At 64.2% G+C, this 13,732-nt stretch carries 15 protein-coding genes; 12 read left to right on the top strand and 3 right to left on the bottom strand.

Translation table 11 applies throughout. The annotated features are described in order from the left end of the window. Window positions 1-90: 90 nt before the first annotated feature. Both HMPREF1316_RS09980 and HMPREF1316_RS14140 read left to right on the top strand, forming a co-directional pair. The gene (locus HMPREF1316_RS09980; RefSeq protein WP_021726913.1) at window positions 91-1,905 is read left to right on the top strand and encodes an ABC transporter ATP-binding protein; all 1,815 of its coding nucleotides are present in this window, start codon (window positions 91-93) and stop codon (window positions 1,903-1,905) included. A 422-nt stretch (window positions 1,906-2,327) separates the two neighbouring features. Then, on the top strand, window positions 2,328-2,576 hold the full coding sequence (locus tag HMPREF1316_RS14140) for a hypothetical protein (RefSeq protein ID WP_198009653.1): 249 nt from the start codon (window positions 2,328-2,330) through the stop codon (window positions 2,574-2,576). An 8-nt stretch (window positions 2,577-2,584) separates the two neighbouring features. Here HMPREF1316_RS14140 and HMPREF1316_RS14135 read toward each other — a convergent pair whose 3' ends face one another. Next, a complete protein-coding gene (locus tag HMPREF1316_RS14135) occupies window positions 2,585-2,785 on the bottom strand; it encodes a hypothetical protein (protein ID WP_156901051.1) in 201 nt (66 codons plus the stop codon). Between the two features lie 399 nt (window positions 2,786-3,184). Further along, window positions 3,185-3,331 carry a hypothetical protein gene (locus HMPREF1316_RS14130; protein ID WP_021726912.1) on the bottom strand — a complete coding sequence of 49 codons (147 nt, stop codon included), beginning with the start codon at window positions 3,329-3,331 and terminating at the stop codon, window positions 3,185-3,187. Between the two features lie 180 nt (window positions 3,332-3,511). Here HMPREF1316_RS14130 and HMPREF1316_RS09965 point away from each other — a divergent pair, with 180 nt between their 5' ends. From HMPREF1316_RS09965 to HMPREF1316_RS13375, 7 genes are all read left to right on the top strand, one after another. Then, window positions 3,512-4,216 (top strand): aspartate/glutamate racemase family protein, encoded by a 705-nt coding sequence (locus tag HMPREF1316_RS09965; protein WP_021726923.1) that lies wholly within the window; start codon window positions 3,512-3,514, stop codon window positions 4,214-4,216. Between the two features lie 343 nt (window positions 4,217-4,559). Next, window positions 4,560-6,050, top strand: coding sequence for an aminotransferase class I/II-fold pyridoxal phosphate-dependent enzyme (locus HMPREF1316_RS09960; RefSeq protein WP_021726771.1), 1,491 nt, complete (start codon window positions 4,560-4,562; stop codon window positions 6,048-6,050). A 21-nt stretch (window positions 6,051-6,071) separates the two neighbouring features. After that, window positions 6,072-6,452, top strand: a complete 381-nt coding sequence (locus tag HMPREF1316_RS09955) for a hypothetical protein (protein ID WP_021726788.1) — start codon at window positions 6,072-6,074, stop codon at window positions 6,450-6,452. 165 nt (window positions 6,453-6,617) lie between these two features. Further along, the gene (locus HMPREF1316_RS09950; RefSeq protein WP_051332996.1) at window positions 6,618-7,442 is read left to right on the top strand and encodes a histidinol-phosphatase HisJ family protein; all 825 of its coding nucleotides are present in this window, start codon (window positions 6,618-6,620) and stop codon (window positions 7,440-7,442) included. A 121-nt stretch (window positions 7,443-7,563) separates the two neighbouring features. Continuing rightward, window positions 7,564-8,217 carry a GTP pyrophosphokinase gene (locus HMPREF1316_RS09945; RefSeq protein ID WP_021726878.1) on the top strand — a complete coding sequence of 218 codons (654 nt, stop codon included), beginning with the start codon at window positions 7,564-7,566 and terminating at the stop codon, window positions 8,215-8,217. After that, on the top strand, window positions 8,214-8,888 hold the full coding sequence (locus HMPREF1316_RS09940) for a response regulator transcription factor (protein ID WP_021726808.1): 675 nt from the start codon (window positions 8,214-8,216) through the stop codon (window positions 8,886-8,888). The genes HMPREF1316_RS09945 and HMPREF1316_RS09940 overlap by 4 nt, the downstream gene beginning before the upstream one ends. A gap of 24 nt (window positions 8,889-8,912) precedes the next feature. Further along, entirely contained in the window at window positions 8,913-10,148 is a 1,236-nt protein-coding gene (locus HMPREF1316_RS13375) for a sensor histidine kinase (RefSeq protein WP_021726842.1), read from the top strand. Here the strand turns inward: HMPREF1316_RS13375 and HMPREF1316_RS09930 are convergent. Further along, a complete protein-coding gene (locus HMPREF1316_RS09930; RefSeq protein WP_021726925.1) occupies window positions 10,145-11,119 on the bottom strand; it encodes a LysR family transcriptional regulator in 975 nt (324 codons plus the stop codon). The genes HMPREF1316_RS13375 and HMPREF1316_RS09930 overlap by 4 nt on opposite strands. A gap of 322 nt (window positions 11,120-11,441) precedes the next feature. Here HMPREF1316_RS09930 and HMPREF1316_RS09925 point away from each other — a divergent pair, with 322 nt between their 5' ends. From HMPREF1316_RS09925 to HMPREF1316_RS09915, 3 genes are all read left to right on the top strand, one after another. Continuing rightward, a complete protein-coding gene (locus HMPREF1316_RS09925; protein WP_021726898.1) occupies window positions 11,442-12,491 on the top strand; it encodes an inorganic phosphate transporter in 1,050 nt (349 codons plus the stop codon). Window positions 12,492-12,525: 34 nt separating this feature from the next. After that, entirely contained in the window at window positions 12,526-13,158 is a 633-nt protein-coding gene (locus HMPREF1316_RS09920; protein WP_021726875.1) for a DUF47 domain-containing protein, read from the top strand. Between the two features lie 127 nt (window positions 13,159-13,285). Beyond that, the gene (locus tag HMPREF1316_RS09915) at window positions 13,286-13,702 is read left to right on the top strand and encodes a Fur family transcriptional regulator (RefSeq protein WP_021726789.1); all 417 of its coding nucleotides are present in this window, start codon (window positions 13,286-13,288) and stop codon (window positions 13,700-13,702) included. Window positions 13,703-13,732: the final 30 nt, after the last annotated feature.

Here is a 13,732-nt window from a genome sequence, read left to right as displayed (position 1 = left end):
ACCCAGGCCGAAACAGCGGCCGACAAATGGGTATCAACCTCGGGTATATCGCCTGCACCTTCTGCACACGGCACCTACTTGGGGGATCACATGGCACTTCGCAAGACGACCGACGCGAACGACCGCGCCACCATCGGGCGCACGCTCCATTACTTCTGGGGTGTCACCAGGCAGAAGCCTGGGGTCTTCGCCCTCTCCATCATCAGCTCGGTTGGCTACATCGCGCTGCTCACCTTTGCGAACACGTATGTGATGGGCCTCATCGTGGACCGCGTGCAGGCATCTCCCGTGGCGGCCGATCAGGTGTTTCAGGTCTTCGGCCCCTACATCCTGGCCCTCCTGCTGGTCAACGCCGTGGGACAGGTGCTCTCCAAGTTGCAGGACTACTCGGTCTACAAGCTCGAGATCAACGGGGACTACCAGCTCTCGCGCCTGTGCTTCGACACGCTCTCCAACCAGTCCATGACCTTCCATGACAGTCGCCTTGGCGGCAGCCTCGTGAGCCAGACCTCGCGCTTCGTGAGCGGCTACTCCGGCCTGGTGGACGTGCTCACCTACAGCCTGTGGCCCACCCTCGCCTCCGTGGTGCTCACCATCACGACCCTGGCTCCCTCCGCCCCGAGCTTCGTGCTCGTCCTCATGCTCATGCTGATGCTCTACGTGCTGTTGGCCTATCGCATGTACAAGCGCATCCTGGTGCTGGCCTCAGACGCCTCCAACGCGCAGAACCGCCTCTCGGGCGTGCTGTCCGACGCCGTCACCAACATCCTTGCCGTGAAGACCTACGGGCGCGAGGACTTCGAGCGCGACACGTTCACCCAGGCCGACCAGGATGCCATGCGTGCGGCCAACGTCAACATGCGCGCCGCCATGCGTCGCGGCTTCATCACGTCGTTCCTCATCACGGTGATCATGCTCATCGTGTCCATCTTCGTGTCGGGCGGCAACGCCTGGTTCGGTATCAGCGCCGGTACGCTCGTGATGATGTTCACCTATACCTATAACCTCACGATGCGCTTCAACTACTTCAACTCCATGATGGCGCGCATCAACCGTGCTCTGGGTGACGCCGCCGAGATGACGCGTGTGCTCGACGAGCCCACGCTCGTGGCGGACGACGAGGGAGCCAAGCCCCTCAAGGTGACGGAGGGTGCCATCGACTTCTCGCACATCGGCTTTCGCTATCCGGACGCGCCGGAGGACGACTACGTCTTCCAGGACCTCAACCTGCACATTCCCGCCGGGCAGCGCATGGGTCTGGTGGGCCGCTCCGGCTCGGGCAAGACCACCCTCACCAAGCTGCTGCTGCGTCTGGATGATGTCCAGCAGGGCCAGGTGCTCGTGGACGGACAGGACGTGAGTCACTGCACCCAGCAGTCCCTGCGCCAGCAGGTGGCCTACGTGCCCCAGGAGGCCCTGCTCTTCCACCGCACCATCCGCGAGAACATAGCCTATGGCAAGCCGGACGCCACGGAGGGGGAGATCCGCACGGCGGCCGCCGAAGCCAACGCGCTCGAGTTCATCGAGCGTCTGCCTGGGGGCTTCGACACCATGGTGGGCGAGCGGGGCGTCAGGCTCTCCGGCGGCCAGCGCCAGCGCGTGGCCATCGCCCGTGCCATCCTCGTGGACGCCCCCATCCTCGTGCTGGACGAGGCCACCAGCGCGCTCGACTCCGAGTCCGAGGCGCTCGTGCAGGGCGCGCTCGAGAACCTCATGCGCGGGCGCACGTCCATCGTGGTGGCGCACCGGCTCTCCACGGTGGCGTCGCTCGACCGCATCGTGGTGCTGAGCCATGGACAGGTGGTTGAGGATGGCACCCACCACGAGCTGGTGGAGGCGGGTGGCGAGTATGCTGGCCTGTGGGATCGCCAGACCGGTGGCTTCCTCGATGGAGAGGCCCGGTAGGCTACCGCTCATTTCTCGATAATTTCTGATGGTCTTGAGCAGTTGAGGCCACATATCGAGCTCGGCACAGACGTCACCCCTGTCGATGACGATGCCGCCGTTGCAGATGACCTCTTCGAGCGCTATGCGGCACAGGGGCTGGCATGAGCATCCCTGCGTTCGAGGGCTCTGTGGGCACACCCTCGTTGCTCGTGGACACAAATGTATGGCTGGACGCACTGCTACCTTGGCGCATGCAAACAGAGGGCGCAAGAACGCTTATCTGACGTGCCCGACAGCACGACTGCAAGCTACTCTACCCCGTCCATGCCGTAAAGGACGTCTTCTACCTGTGCGAGCGAAGTACCAAACAATGCCTCAGGGAGCATGGGGGGCTCACCGAAGACGAGGCGAGCCACGTCTACCGTTTGGCATGGTCCTGTGTGGACAGAATGCGTTCGGTGGCAACGGCGGTAGGCTGTGATGAGTCCGACCTCTGGCTCGCAGCGAAGTATCAGGATGTGATTGGTGACTTTGAGGATTCCCTGGTCGTGTGTGCTGCCGTTCGTGCGGGCGCCAGCTATCTGGTGACCAATGACACCCGTCTGCTCAAGGCGTCACCCGTGCGTGCGGTGAGCTCTGTCGAGGCAGTCAAGCTCATGGAGGTCGGGCTCCTGTTGGGGGAGGGGTAGCGTCACCGCTACAGCAGCTCCTCGCGCAGGGCGTCCAGGAGCGGGCCACCGGCGCCGCGGCGCCAGCGCATCCAGCCGTCCGCGCCCTCGCCCGAGGCTCCGAGCGTCTCCAGGTTGCCCAGTCCCCGTGGCCGGGGAGATGCGCTCCACGCTGTGCGTTGCGGCGTCGTGATGCTCGCCTGGGAGGGCGGACGCATAGGTGTTGGCATGGTCACGCAGGTCGAGACAGAAGAAGCGCATGCGCCCCTGCCCCTTGTAGCCCGTCTGCCAGGCATGGGCCTTGAGTGCCTGGCAGGCGTCGATGGCAGCAAAGCCCTGCCGTGCCTCCACCTCGGTGAGGTAGCAGCGCGTGAAGCCTGCGAACACGTCGCTCCCCTGACGGTGCCATGCTGCTTGACGCGCGCGAGGACGACCTCGAGCTGGCGCCAGTAGCTGTGGTGAACCTCCCGCTGCTCGGTGATGGGGAAGTCCATGAGCACGAAGTTGCGTACGAGGTCGGCGCAGCTCAGGCCCTTGCCCGTGGAGTTCATGGACTCGAAGATGAGCTGTGGCTGGTCGCGGTCCTACGTGAGCTCGATGGAGATCACCTCCAGGCGCCGGGGGACCCGTCAGAGCGCCCCAAGGTCCTGGAGCGTGGAGACACGGCGCTCGAAGAGCGCCAGGCTGCCCATGATGCGCGCGGACGTCTCCTGGACCGGCGTATCGGGGCGTTCCAGGTTGTCCACGAGCGAGCGCAGGCACGGGCCTCGTCCCACGAGTAGGGCCGCTGGTACGCCGGTACCAGGTACCGCACGTTCATCTCGGCCAAGAGCCCCAGCGCGGTCCGCGAGCCTGCGTCCATGGGTGCCCCTCTCAAAGTGTCACCGGTTGCATTCCACTATGATAGGCCGAACGGGAACGGGCCTCGTTCCCACGGCTGGCGACAGGAGGGGCATATGCACAAGCTTGGTCTCATCGGAGGCGTGGGTCCCGAATCCACGATTGACTACTACCTGGGTATCACCCAGGGTGTCCGCAGGCGTGTGGGCAGAGACTACTTTCCTCCTCTGACCATCGAGAGCATGAGTTGTTACGATGTCATGCCCCTGGCGGCCGAGAGGCGCCTGGACGAGCTGACGGACTACTTCATGGGCGGCATCGAACATCTGGCATCGGCGGGCTGTGACGTGGCTGCGCTTTGCTGCGTGACGGGACACATCGTGTTCGAGCAACTTGTGGATCGCTCGCCCATTCCGCTCGTGAGCATCGTGGACGTGATACGCGACGAGATCGTTCGTCGGGGCTATCGTGCGGTGCTCCTGCTGGGCACCAGGGCGACCATGGAGCAGCCCTTCCTCAAGCAGCCCATCATCCTCTCGCACGTGCCCGTGGTCTCTCCCAACGCCGGGGAGAGGACCTGGCTGTGGGACATCATCTCCAACGAGCTCGAGCATGGCGTCGTGCGCGACGAGAGCGTGGCACGCTTCCGCTCCATCGTGGAGCAGGGGGCTGGCGAGGGTGCACAGGCCGTCATCCTTGGCTGCACGGAGCTGCCCATGCTGGCGCATCGCTGCGAGCTGCCCATTCCCGCCATCGATGTCCTGCAGCTGCACATCGACGCCCTCGTTGATGTGGTGATGGGAGATGCGACCCACGGCTAGGCCCGCCCCTGGGTCGCATCGTGCCCCGGCGTTGCCCCCGATGCGCCTCGTGTGGGTGCCAATCTCCCGAGAGAGGCCAACGAATCTGCAGGTCGTGACTGTGTCATCCGGGAGAAAGGCACCCACACGGAGCATATGGCACCCACACGCCGGGAGGGCCCCGTACCATCGACGGCACGCAGATCCATGCGGGGTCGTCTCGATGCTGACAGCTGCGTCACCACGGCTTATCCATAAATTGAACCAAATATTGAACTCACTGTAGCCTGTAGGAAGTGAACTAGTATCATCATATCCAATTGATTGAACTCTGGTTTTGAACTTAACTTCCGAAGGAGGGCATATGGCAGCGGACACCTTCGCGGAACGTCTTGCCTCGGCGCTGAGAGAACGGGGTCTCAAGCAGTCCGACCTTGTCCGCCTGGCCCATGAGCAGGGCCGCAAGCTGGGAAAAAGTCAGCTCTCCCAGTATCTGAGCGGCAAGACCGTGCCCCGTGCGGGCATGCTTGCCATGCTGGCCACGCTTCTCGACGTTCCCGTGAGCCAGCTCGATGGCACACAGCCCACTCAAAAAAGTTCAATTTCAGCGTTGTCACCCCAGGAGGAACTGCCCATGACCGTCAGAAGGTTCAAGAAGTCCACCAAGCTTAACGATGTGCTCTACGACGTGCGTGGTCCGGTGCTCGACGAGGCCATGCGCATGGAGGACCAGGGCACGCACGTCCTCAAGCTCAACATCGGCAACCCCGCCCCCTTTGGCTTCCGTACGCCCGACGAGGTCGTGAAGGACATGCAGGATCAGCTCACCGAGTGCGAGGGCTACTCTGACAGCCGCGGCCTCTTCTCCGCACGCAAGGCCATCATGCAGTACGACCAGCTCAAGGACATCCCCAACGTGGACGTCGAGGACATCTACACCGGCAATGGCGCCTCCGAGCTCATCAACCTCGCCATGTCGGCCTTCCTGGACGATGGCGACGAGATCCTCATCCCCAGCCCCGACTACCCGCTGTGGACGGCCTGCGCCACGCTCGCCGGTGGCCATGTGGTGCACTACCTGTGCGACGAGCAGCAGGATTGGTGCCCCGACCTCGATGACATCCGTGCCAAGGTCACGCCGCGCACCAAGGGCATCGTCGTCATCAACCCCAACAACCCCACGGGCGCGCTCTATCCGCGTGAGCTGCTGGAGGGCATCGTCCAGATCGCACGCGAGCACCAGTTGGTCATCTTCGCGGACGAGATCTACGACCGCCTGGTGATGGATGGCCTGCGGCACACCTCCATCGCCAGCCTGGCGCCCGACCTGTTCTGCGTGACGTTCAACGGGCTCTCCAAAAGCCACATGATCGCGGGCTACCGCATCGGCTGGATGAGCCTCTCGGGCAACAAGCGCCTGGCCATGGACTACATCGAGGGCATCAACATGCTGTCCAACATGCGCCTGTGCTCCAACGTGCCCGCGCAGTCCGTGGTGCAGACCTGCCTGGGCGGCACGCAGGCCTCCCAGCGGCTCCTCGTGCCGGGCGGGCGCGTCTTTGAGCAGCGCAACTACGTCTACGAACGACTGTCGGCCATCGACGGGGTCTCGGTGATGAGGCCCAAGGCGGCATTCTACATCTTCCCCCGACTCGATCCCAAGAAGTTCAATATCAGCGATGACGACCAGTTTGCCCTTGACCTGCTCAAGGACCAGCACGTGCTCGTTGTGGGCGGCAAGGGGTTCAATTGGATGACCCAGGGCTACTTCCGTATCGTCTATCTGCCACGCAAGCACACCCTGCACGAGGCCATGGACAAGCTCGAGGAGTTTCTGGGGTACTATCGGCAGTAGTAGGCAACGAGGGGAGAGGGCATGCCAAACGAGGTACGGACGCTGGACGTGAGCCGGCCGGTGGGAGAGCTCGTGGGGGAGAACCCCGGCCTGAAGGGCATTCTTGATGAGCTCGGCTTTGAGGACCTCCCTGCCGACAGGGCGCTGCCCGAGATTGCGGAGGGGCTCGGCGTCGAGTTCTCCGTGGTCTCGATGGCCCTGATGGCATCGGGCTATGACGTCATTGGGTATGTGCCCGAGGACTCCGGCTACAGGAGCCCGCTGCCAGACATGCTGGGCGTCCTCTTTGGCGGCAGCTACGAGGGCGAGGGGCTGCCCGATGCCTCCACGGCCCCGATGTTTGCCAACATGGAGATGGCCATCAGGCGCGCCCAGGAGTCGGGGAGGCTGCCGAAGCAGTAGGCTCGTTGGTCGTGAGCGCCGCCACGTGCGGTGTGGGCGCCGCTCGACGTGTGCGTTGGATGCGTTTTTGCAAATGCCAACTGGGCAGACGTCACGCGAGGCGCACCGTACGTACGCTTTGGACGGTACCATCTGGGTATCGACCCCTATGTGACGGGAGAGGCCATGCTCAAAGCCAACTACCATACGCACACCGTGCTCTGTGATGGTACCGACACCGCCGAGGAGATGGTTCGGCAGGCTCTTGACCTGGGCTTTGAGCACCTGGGCTTCTCGGGGCACATGGACCCGGACATCCATATGGACTGGCCGTCCTATGTTGCGGAGATGGACCGCATGAAGGCGCGCTACGGTGACCGCCTGGACATCCTCATGGGCGTTGAGCTGGACAATGCCTACGACCCCGCCTGCTGTCCCGGTGCGGAGTACGTCATTGGCTCCACGCACTTCCTGCCCGTCGAGACCGAGGTCCCCATGAGCGTGGACAACACGCCCGGTATGCTCGAGACGCTCTGCCGCGAGTTCTATGACGGGGACTGGTATGCGCTCGTGCGGTCGTACTACGACTTCGAGGCACAGGTGCACGACCGTACGAACTGCAGCTTCGTGGGTCACTTTGACCTCGTGACCCGCTTCAACGACCAGATGCGCGCCTTTGACGAGACGGACCCACGCTACCTGACGCCGGCCCTGGAGGCCATGGAGCACCTGGTGAGGCAGGGAGTTCCGTTTGAGATCAACTGCGGTGCCTACAACCGCGGCCGCAAGGAGGAGCTCTATCCGCGCCGCGAGCTCCTGCGCGCGCTGCACGGCTTTGGCGGCGAGATCCTCATCAACTCGGACGCGCACCAGCGCGAGCTTTTGGACGGGGGCTTTGATGTGGCCGTCGGTGCGGCCATCACGTCCGGCTTCACGCACGTCAACATCCTTGCGCACGACGCCATGGGTGGCGTGGGAATGCGCCAGCTTGCCCTTGACGCCCTGGCATGAGGCGCAAGCTCCTGTGTGTCGGGGTATGCCGATTGTTGTCTTCCCACGCATGGATGGTGTAGAGTGCCGCCACTTTGGGCAAGACTAGAGGGATACCGGCGCATCTGGAGGAGACGACGACATGACGGAAGCCACTGCTGGCGCGAACGAGGATCCCATCTACGGGGGCAGGCTCGCCGACCTCATGGCCCTGAGGGACCGTCTCCTGGCAGGCGTCGAGCAGCTGCGTGCCAGCCTCGAGCGCGAGCAGGGCGAGGATCCCATCGAGCATTGCCTGGGCAGGATCAAGAGCGTCCAGAGCATCCGGGAGAAGTGCGCGCGCAAGGGCATGTCCCCGACGGGAGAGGTCGTGCTCCGGAACGTCTACGACATCGTGGGCATCCGCCTGGTCTGCACGTTCCTCGATGACGTCTACCTCATGCGTGACCGCGTGGCTGCGCTCCCCGGCATCGAGGTGGTGCAGGAGAAGGACTACATCCGCCACGTGAAGCCCAATGGGTATCGCAGCTACCATATGGTGGTGCGCGTGGAGGGGGATCTCTGTGCCGAGTTCCAGATTCGCACCATATCACAGGACACCTGGGCGGCCCTCGAGCATCAGATCAAGTACAAGCACGACGTGGGCGGCAACCTCGCCCTCATAACGTCGGAGCTCAAGCGCTGTGCCGACGAGCTGGCCTCCACGGACCTCTCGATGCAGACGATCCGGAACATGATCCGCGCCAGTGACGCAAGCGACACCACGACCATGATGGGGGGTGGCGAGGCCTCATGAGGCTGCTGATCGCAGAGGACACCCTCGACCTCAATCGGGCGCTCCAGGCGATTCTGGAGAAGAGCGGCTACGAGGTCACCTGCACGTATGATGGCCAGGAGGCGCTCGACCACGTGATGGCCGAGACATTTGACGGCATCATCCTGGACATCATGATGCCGCGGATGGACGGCATCGAGGCCCTGCGAAAGATGCGCGACCGTGGCGTCAAGACGCCCGTGCTGCTGTTGACGGCCAAGGCGGAGGTCGACGACCGCGTGGCCGGCCTGGACGCTGGTGCCAACGACTACCTGCCCAAGCCCTTTGCCATGCGCGAGCTGCTCGCGCGCGTGCGCGCCATGTGTCGGCAGACCACCACCGACGATGCCCCACTCTCGGTTGGCGGCACCACCCTCAGGATGGGCACGTCCGAGCTCTCGGCCGAGAACTCCGTGTGCCTCTCGTCGCGCGAGGCCGAGCTCCTGCAGCTGCTCATGCGCAATGTGGGCCGTCCGCTTTCGCGCGCCTTCATCCTGGGGCATGTGTGGGGGGACGATTCCACCGCCACGGACGAGGGCCTCGTGCTGTACCTCTCGTACCTCAGGGACAAGCTCGCTGCCGTGGGATCGGCGCTTGTCATCGCGGAGGGGGCTGACAGCGGCGTGACGCTGGACGTGTCGCGCCACGGCTAGCCCGCCATATTCGAGGGGGTTCGCATGGGAGAGAAGGCCATCCGCCACCTGCGCACGAAGATCATCGCCATCATGCTCATGGCGTTCTTGGCCATCATGGTCCTCATCGCCGTGGCCGTGAACGGCGCCTATGTCAATGCAGCCCAGTCACGGATGGATGGCATCCTGGATTCGATCATCACCAATGACGGCGTCCTGCCCGAGAACGCCCGCGACAGCCTGAGCATCACCGCCAGGCACGACGTCCAGTACTTCATGGTTGTCCTGGACAGCCGTGGCAACGTGCTGGACGTCGGCTTGGATGCCGACGCCGACATGGATCGCGCGATGGCCGTAGACCTCGCCCAGCAGGTGAGGGGCTCCCTCTTTGGCTCGGGCTCCATCGGCGACTACTACTACAAGGTGGTGGACGCACCCGACGGCGGCAAGGCCATCGCCTTCGTGAACGGCACCGTGGAGCTGGGGGAGGGCCGCAGGGTTCGCTCCATGACCCTCGTCTTCCTTGGCGCGGGCCTTGCCGTGGCGTTCGTGCTCGTGTGGTTCCTCTCGCGCCGCGCCATCGAGCCTGAGATCGAGGCGGCCAAGCGACAGCAGGAGTTCATCACCAACGCCAGCCACGAGCTCAAGACGCCCTTGGCGGTGATACGCGCGAACACCGAGGTCGAAGAGGCCCTGCAGGGGGAGTCCGAGTGGAGCCAATCGACGCTCCGACAGGTTGACTACCTCGATGGCCTCGTGAAGAACCTCGTGGAGTTCGCTCGCGCGGAAGAGGTGCCGGCTGACCAGGAGCTGGCAGAGGTGGACGTCGCCCAGGTTGCCGCCGAGGTCGTCGAGACCTATCAGGCCGTCACGCAGCAACGTGGCCTGACGCTCGCGAGCACGCCCAGCTCCGGCGTCACCGTGGCGTCGTCGCGGGAGACGGTCAGCCAGCTGCTGCGCCTGCTCGTGGACAACGCCTGCAAGTACTGCGATGAGAACGGCAGCATCCTCGTGAAGGTCTCCCCGCTCAAACGCTCGCGCGTGCTGGGGTTCTGGCGCCGGGGCGCGCGCATCGTGGTGTCCAACACCTATGCGGACGGCACCTCGATCGACTTCAACCGCCTCTTCGATCGTTTCTATCGGGGCGATACCTCACATGGCAACCAGTCGGGTTACGGCATTGGCCTGTCCATCGCACAGCACATCTGCGAGGAGAGCAACGGCTCCATCAAGGCCTCCTGGAAGGGTGGCGTCGTGAGCTTCACCTGCGTGCTGTACTAGCGCCCGTCGCCCGCCGGCGGGTCCGCCTGTCGCAGGCGGTCAAAGACGAGGGAGGACGGCTCCACGGTGCCGCTGTAGTCCATGATGCGACGCATCAGGAACCCCAGGAACTCGTCCTGCAGGGGGTTCGGCCCCCTGTCGGCATGCGCGATGTAGCCCACGTTCATGACCTCGTCGGTTTCGAGCGGGACGGAGACAAGCCCCTCGTTCTCGGGAAAGACGCCCGTGGCGATGGTATAGCCTTCCCCGCGCGCGAGCAGCCGCGCCAGCGTCCCGTTGTCGCCCACGGTGATACGTCGTGCGTTGGGTATGGTGGCCAGCGGCTCCTCGGCGAAGTACGACGAGCTCTGGATGCCCTGCTCCTGCACGTAGCGGAAGAGCCCCGTGAGCTCCTCCGGCGCGATGGAGTCGCGCTCGGCCAGCGGGTTGTGCGCGCTCACGAACACGTGAGGCTGCGCCACGAAGAGCGACATGAAGCGCAGGTCCCCGGCCTCCAGCACGCGCCTGATGACGCGGTCGTTGTAGTTGCTCAGGTAGATGACGCCCAGGTCGCTGCGGGAGTCCTGCACGTCCTTGATGACCTGGTTGGTGTAGGTCTCGCGCAGCGAGAAGTCACAGGCGCCCTCGCCGCCGTGCGCATCGACGAAGTCGCCGAATGCCTCCACCACAAAGTAGTAATGCTGCGATGACACGCAGAGGCGCGTCTCCCGTACGCGGTCGCGCGCGTAGCGGCGCTCCATGAGGTCGACCTGCTCCAGCACCTGCCGGGCATAGCTCACAAGCTCCACGCCCTCGCTCGTGAGCGTGATGCCCCTGGTCGTGCGGCTGAACGCCGTGGTCCCGCACTCGCGCTCGAGGTCGCCGATGGCCACGGACAGGCTCGACTGCGAGACGAAGAGGTGCTGGGCCGCCGCCCTGAAGGAGCCATGCTCCGCCGCGGCCACCAGGTAACGCAACTGCTGGATCTGCACGACTCCTCCTTGTCACATCCGACGCCCGGACCATGTCCTGGCACATGTCATACGAATACTCATTCTAGGTGCCAACCACGGCAGGGGTGCCGTCAGCGATTCCGAACGCTGGCGTTCGTGATCATGTGCCGCCTGCGCCCTGGGGACGCAGGACGGGTCGCGCGCTCGTGGCGCTTTCCGCCGCCTCCACGCTGCTGGTGGGAAACCTCGTCTGCCTGCTCTAGCCTTACGGGCGCCCGGTTTCCCCTGCCCTTCGCTCATGTAGAATAGGGCCCACTGCACGTGCCCCCGCATGCATGGGACATCCTCGAGAAGGGCCACCATGGTCACCATCGGTCAGTTCATGGAGATCCTCGTCTCCAACCCCTTTCTGCTCGTCGTCATGACGCTCATTCTGGGATCCATCTTCGTGAATGGCTCCACGGATGCCGCCAATGCCATCGCCGAGCCCGTGGGCACGCGCTCCATTGGCGTCAACCAGGCCATCGTCATGAGCGTCATCTGCAACTTCGTTGGCCTGGTGGGCATGACGCTCGTCTCCACGGCCGTGGCGGACACCATGAGCGGCATGGTCGACTTTGGCGGGGACACGCACGCCGCGCTCATTGCATTGGCCGCCGCCACCGTGGGCATCGTTGGGTGGGGCGTGGGCGCCTGGATCTTTGGCATCCCCACGTCGGAGAGCCATGCCCTCATCGCGGGCCTCACCGGCGCGGCGCTCGCCGTGCACGGGGGCTTGGGCGGCGTCAATGGGGTGGAGTGGGTGAAGGTCATCTACGGCCTGGTGCTCTCCACGGTGCTGGGGTACGCTGCCGGGTGGGTCATCTCCAAGGTCATACCGCGCGCCTGCCGCCAGGTTGATCGACGGCATGCGAACGACTTCTTCGGTCGCATGCAGGTGCTGGGTGCGGCGGGCGTCGCCCTCATGCATGGCGCACAGGATGGTCAGAAGTTCATGTCCACGGCGATGATGGCCATCGTGCTTGCCTCGGGCTCCTCCAGCATGGCAGGCGTCAAGTTCCCCCTGTGGATCATGGTGCTCTGTGCAGGCGTCATGGCGCTGGGCACGGCCGTGGGCGGCAAGAAGATCATCAAGACCGTGGGCATGAGCATGGTGCAGCTTGACAAGTACCAGGGCTTTGCCGCATCCGTGAGTGCGACGGTCTCGCTGCTCGTCGCCACGCTCACGGGCCTGCCCGTCTCCACCACGCACACCAAGACGGCAGCCATCATGGGCGCCGGCGCGGCGGAGAACGTACGCTCGGTCAACTGGGCCATCGCAAGGGACATGGTGCTCACTTGGGTCTTCACGTTCCCGGGTTGCGGCATCATCGGCTTCGTGCTGGCCAGGCTCTTCCTCATCTGGTTCTAGGCACTTCGTCCGCATGCATGGAAAGGGGACCCATATGGCTCACGTCAAGAAGGAAGACCCGTTCTATGGTCTGCTTCGCAAGTTCTCGGCAGACCTCGTGAAGGCCGCCAACGACTATGTGCGCTTCGTGGATGGCTATCCCGGCACCGTCACGATGATCTCCACCATGAAGCTCTATGAAGGCCGCTGTGATGCGCATGTGCGCACTATCATGAAGGAGCTCTACACCTCGTTCATCACGCCGTTCGATCGCGATGACATCAGCAGCCTCGCGCTGCGCATGGACGACATCATGGACTACATGGAGCGGGTCTGCACCGGCCTCGACCTCTTCAACATGAGCGCGACGCGTCGCGAGGCCCGTGAGCTCGCGGGGCTTACGCAGCTCGCCATCGTGGCACTCAACGAGATGTTCGAGCACCTGGCAGACTACAAGAGGGATCCCCTCGTGCGCGAGAGGGCCCTCGCCGTCGGCGAGATAGAGGACGAGGGGGACGATGTGTACGACCAGGCCATCTACCGCCTGTATCACGATGACTCGCTCGATGAGGCACGACGTGGCCACGTGGTGGGCTGGATGCGCGTGTTCGACCGCATGGAGGGCGCGCTCGACGCCTGCGACGCCGCCGCGGGTGTGGTACGTACCGTCATCATGAAGAGCGCATAGGGGCTGCGCCCCGCCCCCGTTCGATGGGCGGTACGAGCTCACGATGCGGATGTCGCTTGACAAGCTCCCCCTCTTTTCTAAAATTGAATTTCGTTTTCAAATCTGATGCCATGGGGGAGGGTGACGCATGACGGGGCGACGTACGTACAACACGCGACAGCGGCAGGCCATCCAGGGCTTCATGGCGGCGCACAGCGACCGCTACCTGAGCGTTGATGACGTCTTTGGCCGCATGCGTGCCGCAGGCACGACCGTGGGCCGCACGACGACATACCGCACGCTCGAGGCGCTCGTTGGCGCCGGAACCGTTGCCAAGGTCATCTCGCCGGGCAGGGGCGAGGCCCTCTATCGCCTCATCGATGTCGCCCATGCGGGCGAGGGGCAGATGGTGTGCCTCTCCTGCGGCAGGGTCGTCGCGCTGGACTGCGGCCACCTGCACGAGCTGGCGGAGCACGTCCACAGCGAGCACGGCTTTTCCATCGAGCTCTCCCGCACGGTGCTCTATGGAACCTGTGGCACATGCGAGGAGCGGGCCCGTGGCTAGCCATCGGCTCATCCACCCTCTGGGGGCGGC

Source organism: Olsenella profusa F0195, from assembly GCF_000468755.1.
Classification (GTDB): Bacteria; Actinomycetota; Coriobacteriia; order Coriobacteriales; family Atopobiaceae; genus Olsenella_F; species Olsenella_F profusa.
Note: the sequence above shows the minus strand (reverse complement) of the source record. Positions and strands in the feature narration are given on the sequence as shown.